Annotated in this window: 19 protein-coding genes; 9 read left to right on the top strand and 10 right to left on the bottom strand. The window is 46.1% G+C overall.

All coding sequences use genetic code 11. The features are described from left to right. Positions 1 to 80 precede the first annotated feature (80 nt). From QL223_RS08535 to QL223_RS08520, 4 genes are all read left to right on the top strand, one after another. Positions 81 to 1,232, top strand: coding sequence for a saccharopine dehydrogenase NADP-binding domain-containing protein (locus QL223_RS08535; RefSeq protein WP_002541815.1), 1,152 nt, complete (start codon positions 81 to 83; stop codon positions 1,230 to 1,232). Next, a complete protein-coding gene (locus QL223_RS08530) occupies positions 1,229 to 3,157 on the top strand; it encodes a hypothetical protein (protein WP_281544473.1) in 1,929 nt (642 codons plus the stop codon). Before QL223_RS08535 ends, QL223_RS08530 begins: the two co-directional genes overlap by 4 nt. Then, complete coding sequence (locus QL223_RS08525) at positions 3,114 to 3,845, top strand: 4'-phosphopantetheinyl transferase superfamily protein (RefSeq protein WP_281544472.1); 732 nt, start codon at positions 3,114 to 3,116, stop codon at positions 3,843 to 3,845. The genes QL223_RS08530 and QL223_RS08525 overlap by 44 nt, the downstream gene beginning before the upstream one ends. A 128-nt stretch (positions 3,846 to 3,973) precedes the next feature. Further along, positions 3,974 to 4,891, top strand: coding sequence for an AraC family transcriptional regulator (locus tag QL223_RS08520; protein WP_062709286.1), 918 nt, complete (start codon positions 3,974 to 3,976; stop codon positions 4,889 to 4,891). Positions 4,892 to 5,061: 170 nt separating this feature from the next. Here QL223_RS08520 and QL223_RS08515 read toward each other — a convergent pair whose 3' ends face one another. Next, positions 5,062 to 6,597 carry a phospholipase D family protein gene (locus QL223_RS08515; RefSeq protein ID WP_281544471.1) on the bottom strand — a complete coding sequence of 512 codons (1,536 nt, stop codon included), beginning with the start codon at positions 6,595 to 6,597 and terminating at the stop codon, positions 5,062 to 5,064. A 249-nt stretch (positions 6,598 to 6,846) separates the two neighbouring features. Between QL223_RS08515 and QL223_RS08510 the strand changes: the two genes are divergently transcribed. Beyond that, a complete protein-coding gene (locus QL223_RS08510) occupies positions 6,847 to 8,727 on the top strand; it encodes a methyl-accepting chemotaxis protein (protein ID WP_002540300.1) in 1,881 nt (626 codons plus the stop codon). Here QL223_RS08510 and QL223_RS08505 read toward each other — a convergent pair. Then, positions 8,724 to 9,287, bottom strand: coding sequence for a protocatechuate 3,4-dioxygenase (locus QL223_RS08505; protein WP_281544470.1), 564 nt, complete (start codon positions 9,285 to 9,287; stop codon positions 8,724 to 8,726). The genes QL223_RS08510 and QL223_RS08505 overlap by 4 nt on opposite strands. Before the next feature lie 300 nt (positions 9,288 to 9,587). Here QL223_RS08505 and QL223_RS08500 point away from each other — a divergent pair, with 300 nt between their 5' ends. Next, complete coding sequence (locus QL223_RS08500) at positions 9,588 to 10,550, top strand: TerC/Alx family metal homeostasis membrane protein (protein ID WP_046306190.1); 963 nt, start codon at positions 9,588 to 9,590, stop codon at positions 10,548 to 10,550. A gap of 49 nt (positions 10,551 to 10,599) precedes the next feature. Here the strand turns inward: QL223_RS08500 and QL223_RS08495 are convergent, their stop codons facing one another. The 4 genes from QL223_RS08495 to QL223_RS08480 form a co-directional block, all read right to left on the bottom strand. Further along, complete coding sequence (locus QL223_RS08495) at positions 10,600 to 11,325, bottom strand: DUF3307 domain-containing protein (protein ID WP_281544469.1); 726 nt, start codon at positions 11,323 to 11,325, stop codon at positions 10,600 to 10,602. Between the two features lie 5 nt (positions 11,326 to 11,330). Next, complete coding sequence (locus QL223_RS08490) at positions 11,331 to 11,960, bottom strand: hypothetical protein (RefSeq protein WP_002540296.1); 630 nt, start codon at positions 11,958 to 11,960, stop codon at positions 11,331 to 11,333. Positions 11,961 to 12,028: 68 nt separating this feature from the next. Next, positions 12,029 to 12,829, bottom strand: a complete 801-nt coding sequence (locus QL223_RS08485) for a ParA family protein (protein WP_002540295.1) — start codon at positions 12,827 to 12,829, stop codon at positions 12,029 to 12,031. A gap of 157 nt (positions 12,830 to 12,986) precedes the next feature. Next, positions 12,987 to 13,517 (bottom strand): cytochrome b, encoded by a 531-nt coding sequence (locus tag QL223_RS08480; RefSeq protein ID WP_281544468.1) that lies wholly within the window; start codon positions 13,515 to 13,517, stop codon positions 12,987 to 12,989. A gap of 368 nt (positions 13,518 to 13,885) precedes the next feature. On the opposite strand from QL223_RS08480, the gene QL223_RS08475 reads away from it, so the two are divergent. The 3 genes from QL223_RS08475 (at position 13,886) to QL223_RS08465 (ending at position 17,919) form a co-directional block, all read left to right on the top strand. Continuing rightward, complete coding sequence (locus QL223_RS08475) at positions 13,886 to 15,586, top strand: mechanosensitive ion channel domain-containing protein (RefSeq protein ID WP_281544467.1); 1,701 nt, start codon at positions 13,886 to 13,888, stop codon at positions 15,584 to 15,586. Positions 15,587 to 15,883: 297 nt separating this feature from the next. Beyond that, entirely contained in the window at positions 15,884 to 17,113 is a 1,230-nt protein-coding gene (locus tag QL223_RS08470) for a hypothetical protein (protein WP_281544466.1), read from the top strand. Between the two features lie 2 nt (positions 17,114 to 17,115). Further along, the gene (locus QL223_RS08465) at positions 17,116 to 17,919 is read left to right on the top strand and encodes a hypothetical protein (protein ID WP_281544465.1); all 804 of its coding nucleotides are present in this window, start codon (positions 17,116 to 17,118) and stop codon (positions 17,917 to 17,919) included. 51 nt (positions 17,920 to 17,970) lie between these two features. Here QL223_RS08465 and QL223_RS08460 read toward each other — a convergent pair whose 3' ends face one another. From QL223_RS08460 to sigZ, 4 genes are all read right to left on the bottom strand, one after another. Beyond that, a complete protein-coding gene (locus QL223_RS08460; RefSeq protein ID WP_281544464.1) occupies positions 17,971 to 18,258 on the bottom strand; it encodes a hypothetical protein in 288 nt (95 codons plus the stop codon). A 43-nt stretch (positions 18,259 to 18,301) separates the two neighbouring features. Next, entirely contained in the window at positions 18,302 to 19,048 is a 747-nt protein-coding gene (locus QL223_RS08455) for a metallophosphoesterase family protein (RefSeq protein ID WP_281544463.1), read from the bottom strand. A gap of 16 nt (positions 19,049 to 19,064) precedes the next feature. Further along, positions 19,065 to 19,460 carry a GFA family protein gene (locus QL223_RS08450; protein ID WP_002540288.1) on the bottom strand — a complete coding sequence of 132 codons (396 nt, stop codon included), beginning with the start codon at positions 19,458 to 19,460 and terminating at the stop codon, positions 19,065 to 19,067. A 133-nt stretch (positions 19,461 to 19,593) separates the two neighbouring features. Continuing rightward, a complete protein-coding gene (sigZ, locus tag QL223_RS08445; protein ID WP_281544462.1) occupies positions 19,594 to 20,145 on the bottom strand; it encodes an RNA polymerase sigma factor SigZ in 552 nt (183 codons plus the stop codon). Between the last annotated feature and the right edge of the window lie 67 nt (positions 20,146 to 20,212).

The following is a 20,212-nucleotide window of genomic DNA, read 5'->3' as shown; positions in this document are numbered from 1 at the left end:
GAGCCCGTCACCACTGAGTGGCGGGCGCTCGTTAATTCTAAATACCAGACAACAATACTTTCGCAAGGAGCTCAATAGACATGGACTTCAATCAGCAAAAACGCGATGTTTTAATTTTGGGAGGTATGGGACAGGTCGGTCAGCAGGTCATGCAATACCTGCTCGACAACACATCCCAAAAAATTGTTGTTGCATCCCGCTCGGCCTCTCTATCAAACACCCAAACCAGTCACTTGGCGCAAAGAGTCTCGACAAAGCGTATCGATGTGTTTGATGAGCAGTCACTGAAGTCGCACTGTCAGGATTATGCACTGGTTATCTCTTGTGTCGGCCCTTCTGGCATTGTCGGAGATCGTGTTGCAAAAGCTTGTAAAGCATCAAACACGGCATTTATTGATGCAGGTGGCTATGACCCGGTATTCAAAAGCCTAAGAGAGGACGAATTTCTCACTCCTTCAAACGTCCCGCTCGTCATCAACGTAGGGCTATTACCCGGACTATCCGGTCTTTTTCCTAAATACATCCTAGAGCAGATTCGCTCAGTAGCCGATATTGATGAGATTGAACTTCAGTATGTTGGTCGTGATGCGTGGTCGTTTAATTCAGCATGGGACATCATCCATAGTCTTGGTGGCTTTGGCCATGACCGAGGTTTTGCATACCTCCAAAATGATGAAATTTTAAGGGCACCATTCCGTCAGGCCCGAAGTGCCGTCACATTCCCAAACATCGACGAAGAAATCGGAACCATGCTTGTTTACTCGGAAGAAGCGTTGGAACTTGCAAAAGAATTCAATATCTCGCACCTTCGCGCGTTTGGAACGAATATCGGCCCAAGGGCAATGAAAGCCTGTATTTTCGCCAAGATCTTGGGGCTGTATAAGTTCCGTTCAACAACTAATTTGGCCGCAAAACTCCTTGAAAAAAGTGCCAGAAAAGACCTGGAGTCACTCTCGCCCTTCTATGGTATTCAAGTGAGTTTACTCAATAAAAAACAGTTGCAATCTCAAGCACAACTAACGCTAACAAACACCTATCAAGCGACAGGCAAAATGATAGGTATTGCCGCAAGATGTGTATTAGAAGGCCACTGCTCAAAAACAGGGGTGCTAATGCTACATCAGGCGATTGCACCATCAATATTTATGCCCTACCTGGAAGAAGAAAATATTGCCGAATGGGGATTCAACATAGCGAACTATGATCAGCGCGTTAAGGAGAAAATCGCATGACGTCATCAGCAGATAAAAAAAGAGTGATTGTGCTGGGTGGTAAAGGGGAAACGGGTTACCGCATCATGCATTTTCTTCGTTCAATGAATACTTCTTGGGAGGTTGTTGGAACATCCCGTCACGCTGCTAATTTGTCGTCTGACAATACCCCTTTACTCCCTTTCGATTTGGCCTCCCCAAAAGAAGCCATCAAAACGCTATCAACATTTGATTTGGCAATTATCGCGATTGGCCCCATGGAAAAGGTTAGAGAAAAGGCCCATCTGCTCTGCCTTGATGCCGGAATTGACTGTATTGACATCAACGACAGCATAACGGCAGCAGACAGTATATTTTCATTGGATCAGAACGCTAAAGACCAAAATCGCCTTATCCTGACAGGAATGGGGTTTATGCCAGGGCTTTCAAGCTTGATGCTGGCTAGACTTGCAGAAGAAGAGCGCTCTTCACAGAAATATTATTCGATCCGCGCTTACATGGGAGCCGCATATGGTGGTGGAAAGGCAAGTCCACATGCCATCCTCTCTAGTTTCGAACCCTATGTATCTTGGATAAAAAATGGTAAAAGGCAAAAGTTGAAAACACCATGGAAAGATGGCAAACAACTATTTACCTTTTCTGGCCACACCAAAGCAATCAGCCTCATCCCATACTCGGCTGTAGAGAATACCGCTATCGTCTCTGAGCAGAGTAATATCTCGGACAAGATAGAAAGTCTCGATAGTCGTTACAACATTCAATATCTGCACCAAGGTTTTGCAAGATTTTTGGCCGCTATCGCACCAAGCGAAAAGCGTAAAAACCAGCTCGCTGACATGTTTTACAAAAGCGGGCAATCCATGAAAGAAAAGCGGGACGCTGACCCTGATACCATACTTTGGTGCTACCCTGATGATTCTCCAGAAAAAGGACTCTTACTTCATGGGATGATCTCTTCCTATGATCTAACAGCACTTGTCGCTGCGTGCTGCGCGGAACTGTATCTTAACAATCAGTTTTCTAACACCTGTGGCGTTTTGAGTGTTGAAAGCCTGTCGAAGGCCCATAGGTATGCTTTGATAGAAGGACTCAGTGTACAAGGCGTCCACTTTAAAGAAGCGGACTTAGAGCAGTTAAAAGAAGCTGGGCTTTATTTTGGCTGGGTGGAGTGTCCGCAAAAATACGCCCAGCGAATGAAACACTATTCACGCAACTGGTATACCGCACCCAAACAACATCCTCGCATGATTCCTCTGCAAAAGATGTTTCTCTTGGAGTCGGATATTTGGGGAGCTCTTCGAAAAGAGTTTAACCCATTATCTTTTGCAGGTTTCATCGTTAAAACACTTTCTAGGTGGCGCCAACATCAAAAGATGCTGAGCGAATACTCGTCAAGCGTCGCATTGCCTCCACCTGATATTTGGGCAAAAGCGGTAAAAGACATCAGTATGTTTACATCTGGTTATTCATGCGCCAGAGACGCATTAGGGCAGGACAAAGCCTATAAGATGTATCGTAAAATGTTTCTTGAAACTGGAAAAATGGAGATGCGGTGGCTCTGGCCAGATGCGCAACAGTTTACGCTTTTGGAATCCCCTCATCACGGAGCAGTTCAATATTGGCTTGCATACCTGAAAAGTTATGCGGACCTCAATATCATTACCCTATCATCTGAAGTGGACGAAATTGGAAATACGTTTTTTGTCATCAAAGATTGCCTTTATGCAAACCTGTTTAGCTTCCTTGGTTGCCCCGAACTTTCTCATTTAGTCCGTGAGATGGAACGGGAAGCATTCGAATACATACTGCTTTCAAATGGTGGCAGAGTTGAATGGGATGTGTTTGAGCAAGGTAACGTTTCCGCTCTCATATGCCCTTCATCTAGTGAGAACATTGTTAAACATGCTGACCCCGAAGGACAAGAATTTGCAGCGCTTCACTTGTGAAGTGGTTCCGACATCAAAGATAGCGATGGTGTCGACAGACATTTGTTATGACGCCCGCTATTTGCAACGTTTGTCGTCAAGAGGAATACATTTACCTGAAAAAATGCATCACGAAGCAGTTTTAAAAAGAAAATGTGAGTTTTCTGCTGGTCGTTATTGTGCATTCTATGCCCAGAAAAATCTGGGCATAGAAATACCCAGCAAAGTCGGTATAGGCTCTAATAGAGAGCCCGTTTGGCCTTCCGGCATTGTCGGTTCTATTTCACACTGCCAAGGTAAAGCTGTTGCCGTGGCTGCTTATCAGTCCGACTGCAAATATCTCGGAGTAGATATTGAACCTCTCATAAAGCCCCAAACTTGTTCCCAGATATGGGATAGCATCCTTTGCGAAGACGAATTCAAATACCGTTACCACTTTTTAAACGAAGAGTTGTTTCTCACCACTATTTTCTCGGCAAAGGAATCTCTGTACAAAGCAATATTTCCATATATCAATGTGATAGCTTCTTTTGACACCGCGAAATTGACAGGTGTAGACCCTAGTTCTCGAGTTCTCTATCTTTCATTGAGCCGTTCTTTCAACGCCACACTGCAGCATGGATGCACTTTTCCTATCGGTTATCAAATGTTCACAGATAAAGTCATACTCACGTTAGTCCGTTGTAACACGAAGACTATTGGCGTCTAGGGGCTAAGAAGCCAACCTTTCACACAAGTGATAATGATTATCATTTTTTTTAATGTAATATGTACTGAGAATAAAAGCGAATATGCGAATAGAAACAAGCTAGGTCAACTACACAAAGGAAAAGGCAAATGAGTTCGGTTAGTCATCTCTTGAAAGAGAGGGATGTGACAGAAAAACATCATCAAGAGGAAGAAGAATCAGTTAATTTCGTCGAGGTAATGTCAGGCCTCGCTGTATGTATTTCGCGCTCAGACGCACCTTCAACACCTTGCACTTTCCCTGGGGACAGCGAATACGTTCACTTAAATTGCCTACTACAGGGAGAGTTTAAGGCCCGAGTCCGTAACATCAACATTCATCTGCGGGAAGGTGAGGTCACCATAGGTTTTTCTGATGGCGAAGAGTTTCATATGCCACGGCCAACCGAGTTTTGTAATCTAGCTGTTATGATTACTCCTAAACTCCTTCAGGAAATTGCGGGTGAACAGCTACTCCAGGATAGCTGGTGGAGTGATACTTCTTTCTTCGTTAAAGCTGTTGGAAAAAATCCCAAAATAGTTTCGGCCGCCCTGAATATTGCCACACTAATGAATGAGTCCCCCCAAAGAAAGTTACTACTTCACGCGGCGGTACTTAGCTACATTCATTGGAGTCTCGAAGCCTGTAATGACCCAGTTTGCCATTGCAGTTTCAATAATAGGGAAAAGCATCAGTTAGAAGCAGCCAAGCGTTATTTGTTGAGAGATTTAAGCGAGCCCCCTACGATTGCAGAAATAGCCAGCTTAGTTGGCCTGAACCAATGCAAGTTAAAACGTGGCTTTAAAATCTTATTTAATACAAGTATTTATGCATGCTTCCAACAAGAGCGGATGAAGAAAGCGCTCGAACTATTAAGGCAATCAAACGTCACCGAAACGGCCGTTACCCTTGGCTACAGTAACGTCAGTCATTTCAGTGCCGCCTTCAAGAAACAGTTCAGCATTTTACCTAAAGATGCGCGGAGAGAACTTCTGGCTAATGGAGAAAATAAATCAGCTCTACCATAAACACTGATAAGTAGATATGGCAGTTTATCGCTATGAGCTGTTCTTAAAAAGCAGAAGCGAAGCCAGTTGCGAGCTGAAATTTTCGTTCATCTTATTGGCTAGCCCGATAAAAAGCACCTCATGAACTGAGGTGCTTTAGGTGTTGAATTTGATCCCATGTAGAAACAACATTAAAGGATGTCTTTAGGCACAATTCTGCGCAGCTTTACCTTTAATTGTTTAGATGTCGACACCGTATCGTCCGGGTTGAATTCTTCGGTAATCCTCCAAGCATTCTCAGGTTCTAACTCTACTTCCATCGTTCGGCGAACATTCTCTGTGATTGGCGCAGAACTTATGATGGTAATACTCTCGGTATTCAGATTTGCGCTTCTTGGGTCAAGGTTGTAGGTGCCAATGACAGTCGTATGATTATCGATAGTCATGGTCTTTGCATGAAGTCCAAAGATGGGTTGGGAAGGTAACCGCTTAACCATATGCTCTGTCATCACCCGCTGTCTGACTTTGGCATCAGGTTTAAATTCGTAAATCTCAACGCCGGTATCAAGCAGTGCTTTGCGGTCTCTTTGATAACCACTGAACGCTTCAAGGTTGTCATTTGAAGCCAGGCTATTGGTGAGGATTTTTATCGATACACCGCGATCAACAAGCTCTTTTAAAAACACCCTGTCGCGTGCTGTTGTCACCAGATACGGGGTTTGAATCAAAATGCTTTCTTTTGCACTGTCGGCAAGTTCGACCAGCTTATCTTGCGTGATACTGCCTCCACCCAGGAATTCACTCTTGTCATTCTTACCGGGCTTATCGTAGATGTACTCAACATTTTCAATGAACCTGAACTTACCTTGCTCTTCCAGATAACGAAATGTCTCAGGCACTTTCTCGATTTCAGCGCGAATTTCAGGGTTAAAGTTTTCTGGATTACATGCATAGGCGTGCAAGCGAGAGAAGTCAGGATTTTCTGGGAAGGTATCTTCAGGGAAAAGCTTTTCAACACTCACGCTTAAATCGTTATTCCAATACTCTTCAAAAGAGGTTGTCAGCGTCTTCACTTCTTTTCCTGCTAAGAACACATCTCTGTCCCTGAAGTTATAGGCATGGTCGAACCCAAAGTATTCGTCTGCGATATTGCGCCCACCCGTAATTGCCACCTGGTTATCTACCACAAAGATTTTGTTGTGCATTCTTTGGTTTAAACCATGAAAATCAGTCAGCAGTACCTTCACTTTTTCAGCGAGGTTTTTCCCGATATTCACGTTGGGGTTGTATATCTTAATCTCGATGTTTTCATGCCCCGCTAGCATCAACAGTTCATCACCACGGGCTTCAATCATGATGTCATCAACAAGAACACGGACTTTCACACCTCGTTCAGCCGCCTTTACCAGCATATCGCTGGCAATCAGCCCGATGTTGTCCACGGAGAAAATGAAGTATTGGATATCAATGGATTTCTCTGCACTTTCAGTCAGCCAAGCCCGTGACATCATGGCTTCCGCACCCTGCTCCAGCACATAAACGCCCGTTTTGGCGCTGAGTTCATCTTTATATGGTGTTAAGTAGGATGAGAGTGACTGGCGCTCAATCGATGATTGACCTTCACAGTGATTTTTCTGGGACAATGGCACGCTGTCTGGCGGGGAATCACAGCCAAACAGCAGGAAGGATAGAGAAAGCACGCTGATTTTTATTGAGGGAATAGCCAACTGATTCTATGTCCATATAGTCTGATATTTAACCAGTTGTTGAACATACACAAAGGGTTGGTTGTTGTCACTTTTACCCGCCAATAGCGTGCTGGCCTTAAACAACTTTTTAAATCGCCTTATCCGAAAACCAAAGCCCAATTCATTTCTCATCAACTAATTGAGATTCCTTTTAGGTATGTTCTCCAGGCCTGTCCTAAGCTAATTGTTAACTATGATTAACACTTATCACAAAAAAGAGACAGCGCTATGCCACGTTCTATCAAGAGCAAGCTCTCCCTCGCAATTGCCTTCATCATTATTGTTGTTGCCGCCGTGCAGTTCACACGCCAAGATCAGCAGCTAATGACCTATACCCAAAACTCAGTTGCGCAATATATCGACTCAGTGAATATCGCTACAGCGAAGGGTATTCAGAACTGGATTCAACCCCGAATCAGTATTATTCAGAGTGCACAACGAAGTGACCTGAGTGCAAATGGCCGGCCTATTTATGCTTATCTCGACCAAGCCAGAGCATCCGGAAGTTTTCAGTCTGTTTATGTTGGCACGTCTGGCGGAGAGATGATTCGCTACAACGCAAAACCATCGAAAGCAGGATATGACCCAAGACAGCGCCCTTGGTACATACAAGCCTCCAGTGCTGAAGGCCCCATTATCACCAAGCCATATAAAGACTCTGCAAGCGGGCAACCTGTCGTCACCATTGCTGAAAAGTACACGCGAAGCAACGGTGAACAAGGCGTTATCGCCGGTGATATCAACATTACGCAGTTGATTAATTACATTAAGAGCATCAGCAGCGAGAGCACTCAAGCAATTTTGTTTGATAACAACGCGACTATTCTTGCCAGTGTGGATGACGGCATGACCTTGCAGCCCGCGAGTGAGCTGACACAACAAATCAGCGCGGAAACCCTGCCAGTTATCGCCCAATCTTTCGAAGTGAGTGAGATGAGCATTGGCAATACCCCTTATCTGTTCAACATCCAAAAAGTTGAGGGTACGCCTTGGTATGTCGCGGTCGCGGTTGATAAAGCCTTCGCTTTCCAGACCGTGAATTCCGCTCGAACCGACTCTCTGATCTTCTCCGCATTGCAAGTGATCTTGGTTTCTGCGTTAGTGGTGTTCTTGGTGAACAAATTGCTCAAACCACTCTCTCCTATCATGCGCGCGATGAAGAAGCTTGCACAAGGTGACTTAACCGCCCATGTTCAAGTAACGACCAAAGATGAAATCAGTGTGATTGCACGCGGTATCAATGAGGTGTCCCAGAACCTTCGCGATATAGTCGGCGGCATCTCTCAGGCGACAATGAACATTTCCAGTGAAGTGGATCAGGTGAAAAGCCAGACCGAGAGCAATCATCACACCCTCACTCATCACAGTGAAGTGACTGAGCAGGTCGTTGGCCGCATCGAAAATATGAATTCCACCGTAGACTCTGTCGCAGAAAGCGCTTCAGAAGCATTGAGCTGTACGCAACGGACTAATCAGCAAACCTTTGACTCCAAACATCAGGTTAAAGAGTCGGTGAGCAGCGTGAATTCACTGCTTCAGGAGATCTCTGATATGGAAGCGGACATTCAGGCGATGAGCGCGAATTCTGAGAAGATAGCCTCTGTGTTGGGTGTGATTGGTGATATTGCGGAGCAAACCAATCTGCTTGCTTTGAATGCGGCGATTGAGGCAGCACGTGCTGGAGAGCAAGGCCGAGGGTTTGCGGTAGTTGCTGATGAGGTTCGCGCCCTGGCGAGTCGAACACAAGAAAGCACCTCGGAAATTAATGAGATGCTTTCCAAGCTTAATGACGGCACGGAACGCGCTGTTCGCGCCATCGAGAACACCAAGAAGAGTTGTATGGTTGCTGTTGAAAAGGCGGATGTTGTTGATACCAATCTCGACGTCATGGCTGCCTCGGTAGACGAGATCAATACGCTTAACAGCACGATTACGGACATCACGAAGTCGCAAAGCCAGTCTTCAAGCGAAATCAGTCAAAGCATCGCTACCATCAGAGACATGGTAGAGAAGCTCAATCATAGCGGCGAAGCGACACTGTCGAACGTGCAGCAACTGGCAGCATCCAACCAGCAGCTGTCTGCCGCCATCGCCAAATTTAGTATCTAAACCACGAACGAAAATTGGGCGAAAGTGCCGTTCTCTATAGGCTGTGGAGCAATCTGCAGCCTTTCTCTTTCTTTGCTAAACCAACCACCGCCAGTTTGTCCCTGCAAGTAAAGCTGCGTTGTCAGGAGTTCTTTGCTTCCATCCCATAGTTTGACGTGGATATGCGGCGGTCTGCCTGTGTAAGGAACGGGATACAAGGTTTCAAATTCGTAGTTACCGGTTGTATCCGTGATTGCAGCACCGTAACCGCCAAAAGCAGGATCGAACTTTTCAGTATCAGCCTGTCGCGGATGGTCATAGAGCCCCACACCATCGCATTGCCAGATCTCCACTTTTATACCAGCTAATGCTTTGCCGTTACTGTCAAAGACTTTGCCCTGCAAATTCATTACTTCGCCTACTAATGAATTTGCATCCAGAATCAGGGATTTTCTCACAGGGATTTCTTTCACTGGGTAAAAAGGTCCTTCCTGTTGGCTTGGTGTTTTTTTGTCAGAGGCCCACGCAGGAAAGGTAATGGCTGCAATTCCAATCCCTTGTATGAAAGTGCGTCTTTTCATTTTTCTTCCTTTTTATTTTTTGGTCACTGCAAACTGTTATGACTACTAAACAGGCAAAGAAAGTTCCCGAAAATATTTGTTTTTTATTTCCCTGAAAAGCACTACTATTGCGGCGTTTTGGGGAGTAGTCACTTCGTCGCGCTGTCGTCATCCCGTAGCTTTTCGCTTCCGGCACGCGAGAACACTTATCGAAAGTGTTTTGACAAGACCAACGCACACACTGGCTTTAACTTTCGATTTTAGCTGTGCGGTTGGTCAGGCGATCCCCCTCTCCTGTGCCCTCCGCATGCTGGAGGTATCATGTTCCTAAGCGAACTCTTTTCAGGTTATGAAGGCCTGCTCATTCTGACACTCCTGATGTTAGGGATAGACTTATTGCTGACCCGCGGAAAGATCAGTTTCCGTAGTGCAGCAGTTTGGAGTGTTTTCTGGTTTGCACTGGCATTTGCCTTTGCAGCTGCGATATTTTTCTTCTGGCCACACATGGCGCCGAATAGTGCTCTGACAAACGGCGAAGCAGCAACGTCCTTTGTCACCGGCTATTTGTTGGAAAAATCTCTCAGTGTCGACAACCTGTTTGTCTTCGCCCTGATTTTTGCTCAATTTAAGGTGCCGGAAAGAAACGTACCCCGTATTCTGATGTTGGGTATCGTCGGTGCGTTGGTGTTGCGTGGCATCATGATCTCGCTGGGTGCGCCGTTGATTGCCAAGTTCCATGTCATTCTGTACCTGTTCGGTTTCTTCCTGATCTGGACTGGCGTACAAATGTGGCGTCAGCATGGTGAAGATAACGAGTCGTTCTCTGACAGCTTTGCCGTGCGTTTGGTTAAGCGCTTCCTGCGCGTGAGCCCGGATTACCATGGCAATAAGTTGTTTATCCGTGACTCCCTAGGCTTGCTGGCGACTCCAATGCTGGTGGTGGTGATGGTCATTGCGATGACTGACGTGATGTTCGCTCTGGATTCAATCCCTGCGATCTTCGCCGTAACCCAAGAACCGTACCTGGTATTGGCGGCCAACGTGTTTGCGCTGCTTGGCCTGCGCTCTCTATACTTTGTGCTGGGCGGCATGCTGAACAAGTTCGCGTACCTACACCATACGCTGGCATTTATGCTGTGCTTTATTGGTGTGAAGATGCTGTTGATCGATACGCCATTTGCGATCGCAACGCCTGTCTCTTTGGGCGTGATAGTGAGCTCATTGGCGATTGGGATTGGCGCATCAATCTGGAAACAGCGTCAGCTAGAAAGACTGGCGCACTAGAAAAAACGATGAAGGCACCGTGTGGTGCCTTCTTTCTACTATTTCGCTGTTACAGCTTGCCAAGATAGTCTCCCAGCAAACCGCAGCCTATGCCGAACATGGCGCTGGCAAAGGTTCCCAGCATCACATATTCCGTGAACATTCTGCTGCCATGATCTTTCAAATCCCCAAATCTGAAAACGGATTTAGCCGCCAAGACTAAGGCCACGCCAGGCAATTGTCCCCAAAGTACAAAGGTCACAATCAGCGCTCGTTCAAAGTAGCCAATAAACGTCCCCGCTTCTTTTAAAGGTCGATTGGTTGCTGCATCTTCATTCGCGGTTAATTCCTGTGTCCAGTTCTGCAAAACCAGAGCAATCGCTGAAGAAGAAGGTTTGAGCGCAAGCAGATAAGCCAACCCCCAGCAGAGCAAGGTCTGCCATTTTGCAGAGACAACCGCTTCCCATGCAGCATGACGCTGGTCAGGTGTCACAGCAAAAGCAGTCACCAAAGCAATGAGAACAACATGCAGCGTGAGTTTCAACACCAGCCCGCGGAGCCTTTCCGCAGGTATCGACATGCTATGGCTGATCACCGCATATTGCGCTGCGAGTGCAAAAGCAGCGATGAAGGCGGTAAGAACGGGTATTCCCGCTATGGTGAACGCAACAAAGGCTAAGGCCGCCTGAACAGCGCCAACCAAAATCTTTCCCTGTCTCGTAGCCTCCAACAACGGGAGTACGTAAAACTCTGTGACAATATGGATAACCACCAGCACTAATATTAAGGTCAGCAAAGCACTCAATTCCTTTGATATCTTTCCAGCCTGTCAGCATACCAGCAGAGTGTTTCTTCAATGCGTCCATAATTGGCACGATTGATAATTCTTGTGAACGCGCTTCGGCTTACACCAAATTTTTCGGCGAGCTCAGCGTGCGGTTTCGACGGTTGATCGAACCAAAGCAGCAGTGCTTGTGCCATTTTGACTGTCAACTGGCTTAGATGATCATCGAGAAAAGAGAGGACGAGTTTTGCATCGCTCGTAAAAGGCTGATTGTCAGAAGAAAACGTCAGTCTGGCGTTTTTCATCGCATCCAGGTTTCTTCCCGACAAGGTGAAAGCTTCAGAGTTATTCGCCATTCGCACTGGCAACTCTCGCTCGCTGGCTGCGGCGACCGACAGTGATAATCTGGCATCTTGCCCCAAAGCAATCAGGGATAGTCTCAGCTTTACCGCCATTTCCACCAGCGAAGCAGGTTCAACGGTGTAGATTTGAAAAGCGTCTCCACGGTAGATCTCACCTTTCGCTGATTCCCTAAAAGCAGAAAAGCACTGCTCTATCGCATCAATGCATTGGCGACGCAGTGCTTCTTCCATTTCTGTTGAACCGACCAAATCTCCGGTAATGACGCCGGCAGTACTGATGTTCATGCAACCTCCAAGTTACATAAATAGGTAACACCATTAAATGTTACGCCTTTATGTAACTTTGTCAAAGGTTACGCTGTTTTGTCACGCACTGGTTCTTCTACTGAGCTTTCTAATTGATCGTACAACGCCTGAAAACTCTCAGAGAGTTTATGTTTGGGCGCAAAATGAACAAGCGGCTTTTGGTGGTAATGCGACTCTTTCATTTTCACTGACTGCGGAATAAATGGCTCCAACAAAGGCAAACCCAACTCTCTCACGTTCTCAATGATTTGCCCTGGGAACTTCGCCTGCGCGTTGAACATGTTGACCACTACCCCTTCAAGCATCAGTTTGCGGTTGTGGTCATCACGAAGTTCGGCAAGGTTATCCATCAGGGTCAAAAGAGCCTGGTGAGAGAAGCTGTCGCAATCAAATGGGATCAGCAGCTTGTGTGCCGCAATCAGTCCCGCTTTGCTGTAGAAATTAAGATTAGGCGGTGTGTCGATGTAAATGCGCTCATATTCTTTCTCCAGCTCATCTAATGCATCACGTAGCTTGTATATCTTGTAGCGTCGCTCGAGCTCAGGCTCTAAGGTAGCCAGCCTCGGACTTGAAGGAATGATATCGAGGTTTTCGTAAGCCGTTGCTTGGGGGAAGTTTTTGATGGGAGTCGAAACAGAAAACCAAGAAACGGTTTGATCGAGAAGATCAGCGATCGTTCTGTCGTTCTTGGCGTTGATATCCACACCCAGATAATGGCTGCTGTTTCCTTGAATATCGAGGTCAATGAGCAGTGTTTTCTTGCCGCTTGCTGCACTCAGCGCCGCAAGGTTAACCGTTATACTGGATTTACCAACACCACCCTTTTGGTTGAAGATGATTCTTCGCATCGTTTTCCCTTCCAATGGTTTGAAAAAGCACGACTGCGAACTGTGCATACTCAATTGGTAGCTTAACAAGACCAGAAAAAGAAAAAGTGAAGATGTGTCTCGAATATCAGCAGAAACATTCCGCGCCAGCCATCCACATGACTAGCGCGGAGAAGAGTTAGGATTTACCCAACATACGTTTCAAAGTCTCATCCTTATCGATGATGTGGTGTTTGAGCGCACCAGCGATATGCAGCACCAGCGTGGCAATCACAATGTTCGCCAGCACTTCATGGGTAACATGGCCAACCTGACCAAGCCATTCGATTTTGTCGCCTGTTGGGATCAGAGGTATACCAAATACAGACAAACCAAAACCACCACCTACTGACATAGCAATACCTGAAATTGGCATCAAGAGTGTCGCAAGTAGCAAGATATGATGAACCGCTTTGGCTGCTTTTTCTTGCCAACTTGGTGAGCCCGGGATGACTGGAATTGGGCCTTCTTTAAAGCGCCAAACAATACGTGCAGAAGCCAGCAGTAAAACGAGAAAACCAAAAGATTTATGCAGGCCAATCATCTCACCCTTCTCTGGGCCTCTTGGTAAGTCTTCAACATACAAACCAAACGCCAGAACCGCGATGAACAATATCGCAACACCCCAGTGAAACATTCTGGTCGGCTTAGACAAAGACGACGTACTCATTTTACCACTCTCCATATCCTCATTGAATTTGGGTATATCTTGAGCTCTAGCTGAACACTAAACAATCAGCCCAGTGTAAAGTTAGGTAAAATTAGTACTGTATATTCAACGTGTTTCATCTAAGCCTGAATCTTTAAATAACTGCTCTATCTCTTCTCATATCCAGCGACTCAGATGCCGGATAGTCGAGTAATTCGTCATTAGATTTTTCTGTATTCAGACAAAGCGATGACAGAGAAAGCCTAGTTTTTTCATAAGGTTCTCGGATATTTGGGGAAATCTTCAAATGTGAGATCGACATACAGTGTTTGCATGAATGCTAAGTGCCATACTACCTAATCAATATTTATTATGCTGGAGAGACGTTCATGATCCCCCGTTGGCGTAACGCATTGAGTCTGCCTTTTTTACTCCTTCTTTTTTCGTTTTCATTTGTCAGTTTTGCTAACGCTGAGACCTCGCCACCCGCAGCGGCAACACCCAGCGCTGCCAGTCAATGGCAATCTCAGATAGACAATCTGAATAAAGAGCTCGGTGATCTCGTTGCCCTGCAATCTAAAGCCAGTGGCGAAGACAAACTGGCACTGCAACTTCAAATGTTTCAGAAGAACGAGGAGCTCCGTTCAATCATTGCCAGTGGTGTGAAAAACGACAGCTTCGACCGCGCATTTCTTATCAAACAAATCAAACAGCAGCAGAAGTACGCAAACCAAGGGGTGAAATATCTCGTAGAACGCTCATCCAAGCTTTCCGAGCAATTAAGCGAGGCCAAAAGCGAAGACAAATTCGCCATTCTGTCGGAATACGAAGAATCCCGTAAATACCTCGACAGCATGTACGAGGAGCAAGCGCAGAACATCGACTGGCTGAAAAAACTCAATGCCATCGACCCAACAGCAGAAGAAGCCTTTAAAAAAGAAATTAGCCGCCGAACCGAGCAAGTTGCTGCGAACGTTGAATACCTTCGTCAACAATTAAGCGCAGATGACGCCCAATTGAAAGTCGCACCAGAATCTGAAAAAGCCGTCATTCAGCTCAGGCAGCTCATTACCCAGCGCCGCATGGCCATCACAACCAATAGCCTTTCGGTGATGGTTGATCTTTCCGATAAAGTCGGTATTGAAACGGCCGAATACAAACGCCTTTACTTTGAAGCGACTGGCAGTGTGACGCAGGATTTGCTGAGTGGTGACGTACTGCTTTCGATCGTGAAAACCTGGTCAAGCAAGTTCTGGAATTGGTTTGTTGAAAATGCGCCACAACATATCTTCCAGCTCATCGTCTTTTTGATCATTCTGCTAATTGCCCGACAAATCGCCAACCTAACGCGTAAGGTCGTGAAGAAAGCGGTGGCCGCGAAGAACCTCAAGTTCTCGGTGTTGATGCAGGACTTTTTCATCTCTATGTCCGGTAAAGCGGTTTGGTTTATCGGTATTCTGATCGCCCTCTCCCAGATTGGTCTGAACCTCACGCCTATTCTCACGGGTTTCGGTATCGCTGGTGTTATCGTCGGTTTCGCTCTGCAAGATACACTCTCTAACTTTGCAGCAGGGATGATGCTTTTGATTTACCGTCCGTTTGATGTGGGGGATTTTGTTCAGGCAGGCGGCGTAGAAGGTAAGGTGAGTCATATGAGCTTGGTGAACACCACCATCAAAACCTTCGATAACCAGATCATCATCGTGCCGAACAGCAAGATCTGGGGCGATGTGATTAAAAACGTTACCCATGAACGGGTTCGACGTGTCGATATGGTTTTCGGAGTTAGCTACAGTGATGACGTGGAATATGTTGAGAAGGTACTGACTGACATTATCAGCAGCCACCCTGCCATCCTGCGTGCACCTGAACCGATGATCAAATTACATGTACTGAACAGCTCATCCGTTGATTTTATCGTTCGCCCTTGGGTGAAAACTGACGACTACTGGGATGTTTACTGGGATGTGACAAGAGAAGTGAAAATACGTTTCGACAAAGAAGGCATTTCTATCCCATTCCCACAACAGGATGTGCACCTTCATATGGCGTCGGGACAGCTTCCTTCTTCACCTGACAAGCCAGCTTGATCTAAGAACTTTAATAACCATCAAAGAGCCCCCACATTGGGGGCTTTCCTCATTTTCTGATGGCTTCACCCCAACTCCACAGCATCACTCCTTTTGGCAAGGCCCCAAGTTGTTGGCTAGGGTTATTTTGTCATATGCATGGTTATTAAAAGCCAAATAATAAACAGTATTGCATATGGCTAGTTAACTGATCTTGTTGAAATTAAATGCTTCCAGTCCCGTTTTCGAGAAGAAAGCATTTCTTTACTTTCGGTTAAGCTAATACACCTTGCTCTCATATATAAAAAGGGATTTTCAATGCTTAATAACAAAATCAAAACTTTTGCTTTGGTCGGGGGATTGGCACTTAGTCTCTCTCAACCTGCACTGGCAAAAGATAAGATCATTCAATCAGCGGGTGCATTGGCTTTCGATACCAACAATGTTCTGTTTGTTGGTGATAGCAAAGCCGGCGTTGTGCATGCTTTTGACCTGCCAGAAAAGTCATTTGGCGATCAAAGCAGCTACCAATGGGGCCGCGCTCAAACCTTCGAAGGCAGAACCGTTATTGAAAACATTGATCAAAAGATCGCTGATCTTCTCGGTGCATCTGCTGAGGACATCAGCATCAATGATATGGCTGTTCACAAGCCTACAGGCGAAATCTACCTTTCTGTTCACCAAGGCCATGGCCCAAAACCAAAGGCTTCCGTTTTGAAAGTCTCTAACGGTGAATTGAAGAAAGTGAATTTGAAATCCGCCAAACACACCTCTATCAGTGTTGGCCCTGTTCCTACCGACGAAACGTTAGAGTTTGGTCAGCCACTGAATTCACTGGCGATCACAGACATTGATTTCTACAACGGTGAAATCTTTGTGGCTGGTGTTTCCAATGAAGTGTTTTCTTCGAAACTACGTCGCATCCCTTTCCCATTCAAGGGTGAAGTCAACACGACTTCAATTGAAATCTGGCACGCAGTTCATGCTCAGTATGAGACCCGCGCACCGATTATCACGCAAACCATCCGTGAGCTGGATGGCAAGCCAACGCTGATCGCTATTTACGCCTGTACGCCTATCGTTAGGATCCCTCTCGATGAGTTGAAAGACGGCGCGCAAGTACGTGGAACCATGATTGGTGAAATGGGCTATGGCAACACCCCTATCGACATAGTCTCTTTCACTAGCGGTATGGACCAAAATGACTACGTTGTTGTAACGAACACCAACCGCAGTGCAGCCCAAATCCCGTTGAATGCTATTGCGACAGCAGAAGCAATGCCAGCAGGTGAAGGTGTGAATCCTGTTTTCCAGGTTGCTGGTGTTTATCAGTTCCCACTGCCAATGAGTGGAACACTGCATCTTGATTTGATCAACGATCAGTGGGCTGCGACTATCCGTCGTCACCCTGAAGACGTTGGCCGTATTGATTTGCATACTCTGCCATTGCCGTTCTTCTTTGACCGCGCTGACCACGTCGTTGAAATGAACTGGGCTGATGGTCCCGATCCATTCGGTTACAAATCACAGCCACCTGTTAAATACTAACGATGATGTTTTTAAGTCTGGCAGCACGACAAATAGTTTTTGTCGTGCTCCTTTTCTCTTCGGCATTAAGCACTGCTCAAGCAGCTTTGCTTAGCTACACCCCCTCTCAATCTGCTATTCCTGCCAACACCCTTCGCTTCTACCTTTATTTTTCGGAGCCAATGGCTCGGGGACAAGTCCAAAGTCATATTCGGCTTGAACGCGAAGACGGCAGCAAAGTGGTCAAGCCGTTTCTCAACCTCTACACCGAGCTTTGGGATAGCGAACAACGCAGAGTCACGCTTTTGTTTGACCCAGGCCGGGTTAAACAGTCGGTAGGACCAAACGTCCATGCTGGTGCTCCATTGGTAGAAGGTAACCAATATCGACTTGTTGTCTCTGGGTCTATGAAAAACGCGGCAGGAAAAACGATCGGGGAAGACCAGATCATTGAGTTTGATGTAATCGCGCCTGAGCGACAAGCCATCGTACCCGCCGATTGGGAATTGACCACACCGCCAGCAAACGGGTTGCAACCACTTGTGGTGACATTCGATAGAATCATCGACAGATACGCAGCTCAGCGACTCATTCGATTGAAAGGTCCTGATGGAGAAACCCTTCGAGGAAAGTTGGTCAGCGAAGATCGCACCTGGACACTGACCCCGGAAACGGCGTGGCATAGTGGGAACTATAAACTTATCGTCAGTCCCGAATTAGAAGATATTTCCGGCAATACCATTCGCTCTCCGTTTGATGCCAAATCAGGGACAATGGGCAAAGCCACTAATATCATCGAGCGTGAATTCGTCATCGGTACGCCATGATCAGAAAAGGAGGCGAAACGCCTCCTTATGCTGCTTTACTTCCTTTCGTTCTTATTTCGCTTTTACAAACAGACCTTTAAGCCATTTGTATATAAGAATCAAGCTATAGAACGGGTTGCTTGACGTGTTGTATTCCTCTAGCGCATAGATGTAATTAGATTTGTACTTCTCTACCGCTTCCTGTGCTGAATCTGCATATATCGAGTCATCTTCTACTTCATATCCCTGTGCCAGCAGAGCATCCTTTTCTTCCAGGAAGGTATTTGAAGCCATATCCAAATAGGTAAACTTTTGTCTGTTTGAATTTGGAATGGTGAAGAACTGATATTTGTTAGCCATTAACGTCCCCTAAATTGATTAATAGGCGGCGAAATCGCGTTGCTCAGTTAACTGCACGTCCTGTGCTTAGGAACGAAACCCAGTCATCACGATTTCTGCTTTTTGCAGCTTCAACGGCTTTGCGAACATCGTAATCGATTCGCTTGTGGTTCACGCTCCAGCTTTTACCCTCACCTTCTACAATTGCGTATGAAGCATGATGGCTAAAGCTTTCCATCGCATGAACCCAAGGCTCGTCATCCTTGTAGGCGGGAAGTCCCACACTACCGGGATTAACGATGAGTTGATTGCTGCGCGTCGAAACTGATCTTGCTAAATGGGTATGACCGCAACAAATTAGGTGGCTTGGGTTGCCCGTCAGCAACGTCATTATGTCGTCGTCACTTCTCAATACCGGGCTTCCGCTTGACGCATCTTCCAGCAAGTAGACCAAATCGTTATCCGGCGTACCGTGACAGAAAAATACATCCTCATTGAATTGCATGGTAGGGGGCAATGACTTCATCCAGTCGAGGGGCGCTGCGCCAAGATCGTCCAGAATAAACTGCATCGTCGGATTTGAAGCAATTTCCGCTTCCTGCGCCTCATAAATCTGCCTGTCCTGATTGCCACGAATCGTAACAATCTCATGCTGCATCAATAGATTAAACGTATCACGTGGGGCGATTGGTCCGTACAAGATATCGCCGAGATTAACGATAACATCGACATATTCTCGACGAATATCACTTAACACTGCATCCAATGCAAAAACATTACTGTGTATATCTGATATCAGGGCTAAGCGCATTTAAACATCCTTATATTTAGCGATCAGCGGGATGGTTTACACCGTCGTTAGTGACAACGTCACCCAAATCAAAGGGATTAACACCTTCCAGGCAACCCACGTTGTAACCATATTCTGAAGGATCTGAGCGACGCTGGTGGTGTGTGTAAATACCGCACTCTGAACAAAAATAGTGTTTTGCTGTGTGAGTGTTGAACGTATACAGCTTGAGGAGCTCCTGCCCTTTGACAATGTTAATGCCATCCAATTTAACAGAAGCCACCACGGCCCCTTTTCTGCGGCAAATTGAACAGTCACAGCGGCGAGGTTTATCAATACCATTCGGTAAAGAAAGCTCCAACTCCACACCACCACAGTGGCATGTAAATTTATGTTTTTCTTTTATTTCTGTAGGGCCAACTTTACGAATCATACTCGCCTCATCATCCATGCCATTCAGGTCAACTGACCTGACGCAATTTATTCAACTGCATTGATTCTAAAAATAACAGAGGGTTAAACGTTAAACGCCACTCAACTCCCAATTCAGTCATTTCTATGGAACACTAACACTTAGAACAATGGCCATCCCTACGTTCGTACTCCATCAGATTGCCTTGGCTGTCCAACGAGAACTTGCAGCACTGATCGAATAAGCCCATCAAGTTCTGCCGACTTTTCTTTAACCGCGACTTTAACGTTGAATAATTAATATCATGAGTTTCCGCGTAATCTTTCTGGCTGACGCCGTCTATCTCAATCGCCTTTAGCAATTCGGCCTCACTCTCAGACAAACCGTGTAAAAATGGGAGAATACATTTGGAAAGATCTTGGACAACAGAAGGCGATTCTTCATCTAGCCAGAGTTCGGTACCGACCTCATCACTACCATTGCTGTCGAACCTTTTTCTCCGATAGAAATCGATGATGGCATTGTTGGCTATCTGAAACAGCCAAGGCTTTAACTTGCTGCGCTCATGCAAAGAAGACAGGCTGGTATACGTCTTTACCAGTATGTCCTGCAGCAAATCTTCCGCATCGTCCGGATTGCTGACTTTGCTACGAATAAAGGCTTTAAGACCTGTCTGATACTCAGACCAAATGGCTTCTATTGTCATTGCTCACTCTTACATAAACGGAAATTGGCTGATGGGATGTCTCCCACCAGCCAAGTGTATTTATTTT

The sequence above is a fragment of the Grimontia sp. SpTr1 genome (genome assembly GCF_947387585.1).
Taxonomy (GTDB): domain Bacteria; phylum Pseudomonadota; class Gammaproteobacteria; order Enterobacterales; family Vibrionaceae; genus Enterovibrio; species Enterovibrio indicus.
This window is presented reverse-complemented; position numbering and strand designations above follow the sequence as displayed.

Excerpts from the sequence above, each read along its gene's own strand:
- QL223_RS08500 (WP_046306190.1), top strand. The coding sequence starts at position 9,588 with ATGTTCCTAAGCGAACTCTTTTCAGGTTATGAAGGCCTGCTCATTCTG.
- QL223_RS08535 (WP_002541815.1), top strand. The coding sequence starts at position 81 with ATGGACTTCAATCAGCAAAAACGCGATGTTTTAATTTTGGGAGGTATG.
- QL223_RS08460 (WP_281544464.1), bottom strand. The coding sequence starts at position 18,258 with ATGGCTAACAAATATCAGTTCTTCACCATTCCAAATTCAAACAGACAA.
- QL223_RS08530 (WP_281544473.1), top strand. The coding sequence starts at position 1,229 with ATGACGTCATCAGCAGATAAAAAAAGAGTGATTGTGCTGGGTGGTAAA.
- QL223_RS08455 (WP_281544463.1), bottom strand. The coding sequence starts at position 19,048 with ATGCGCTTAGCCCTGATATCAGATATACACAGTAATGTTTTTGCATTG.
- QL223_RS08470 (WP_281544466.1), top strand. The coding sequence starts at position 15,884 with ATGCTTAATAACAAAATCAAAACTTTTGCTTTGGTCGGGGGATTGGCA.
- sigZ (WP_281544462.1), bottom strand. The coding sequence starts at position 20,145 with ATGACAATAGAAGCCATTTGGTCTGAGTATCAGACAGGTCTTAAAGCC.
- QL223_RS08480 (WP_281544468.1), bottom strand. The coding sequence starts at position 13,517 with ATGAGTACGTCGTCTTTGTCTAAGCCGACCAGAATGTTTCACTGGGGT.
- QL223_RS08490 (WP_002540296.1), bottom strand. The coding sequence starts at position 11,960 with ATGAACATCAGTACTGCCGGCGTCATTACCGGAGATTTGGTCGGTTCA.
- QL223_RS08525 (WP_281544472.1), top strand. The coding sequence starts at position 3,114 with ATGCTGACCCCGAAGGACAAGAATTTGCAGCGCTTCACTTGTGAAGTG.
- QL223_RS08520 (WP_062709286.1), top strand. The coding sequence starts at position 3,974 with ATGAGTTCGGTTAGTCATCTCTTGAAAGAGAGGGATGTGACAGAAAAA.
- QL223_RS08450 (WP_002540288.1), bottom strand. The coding sequence starts at position 19,460 with ATGATTCGTAAAGTTGGCCCTACAGAAATAAAAGAAAAACATAAATTT.
- QL223_RS08510 (WP_002540300.1), top strand. The coding sequence starts at position 6,847 with ATGCCACGTTCTATCAAGAGCAAGCTCTCCCTCGCAATTGCCTTCATC.
- QL223_RS08465 (WP_281544465.1), top strand. The coding sequence starts at position 17,116 with ATGATGTTTTTAAGTCTGGCAGCACGACAAATAGTTTTTGTCGTGCTC.
- QL223_RS08475 (WP_281544467.1), top strand. The coding sequence starts at position 13,886 with ATGATCCCCCGTTGGCGTAACGCATTGAGTCTGCCTTTTTTACTCCTT.
- QL223_RS08485 (WP_002540295.1), bottom strand. The coding sequence starts at position 12,829 with ATGCGAAGAATCATCTTCAACCAAAAGGGTGGTGTTGGTAAATCCAGT.
- QL223_RS08505 (WP_281544470.1), bottom strand. The coding sequence starts at position 9,287 with ATGAAAAGACGCACTTTCATACAAGGGATTGGAATTGCAGCCATTACC.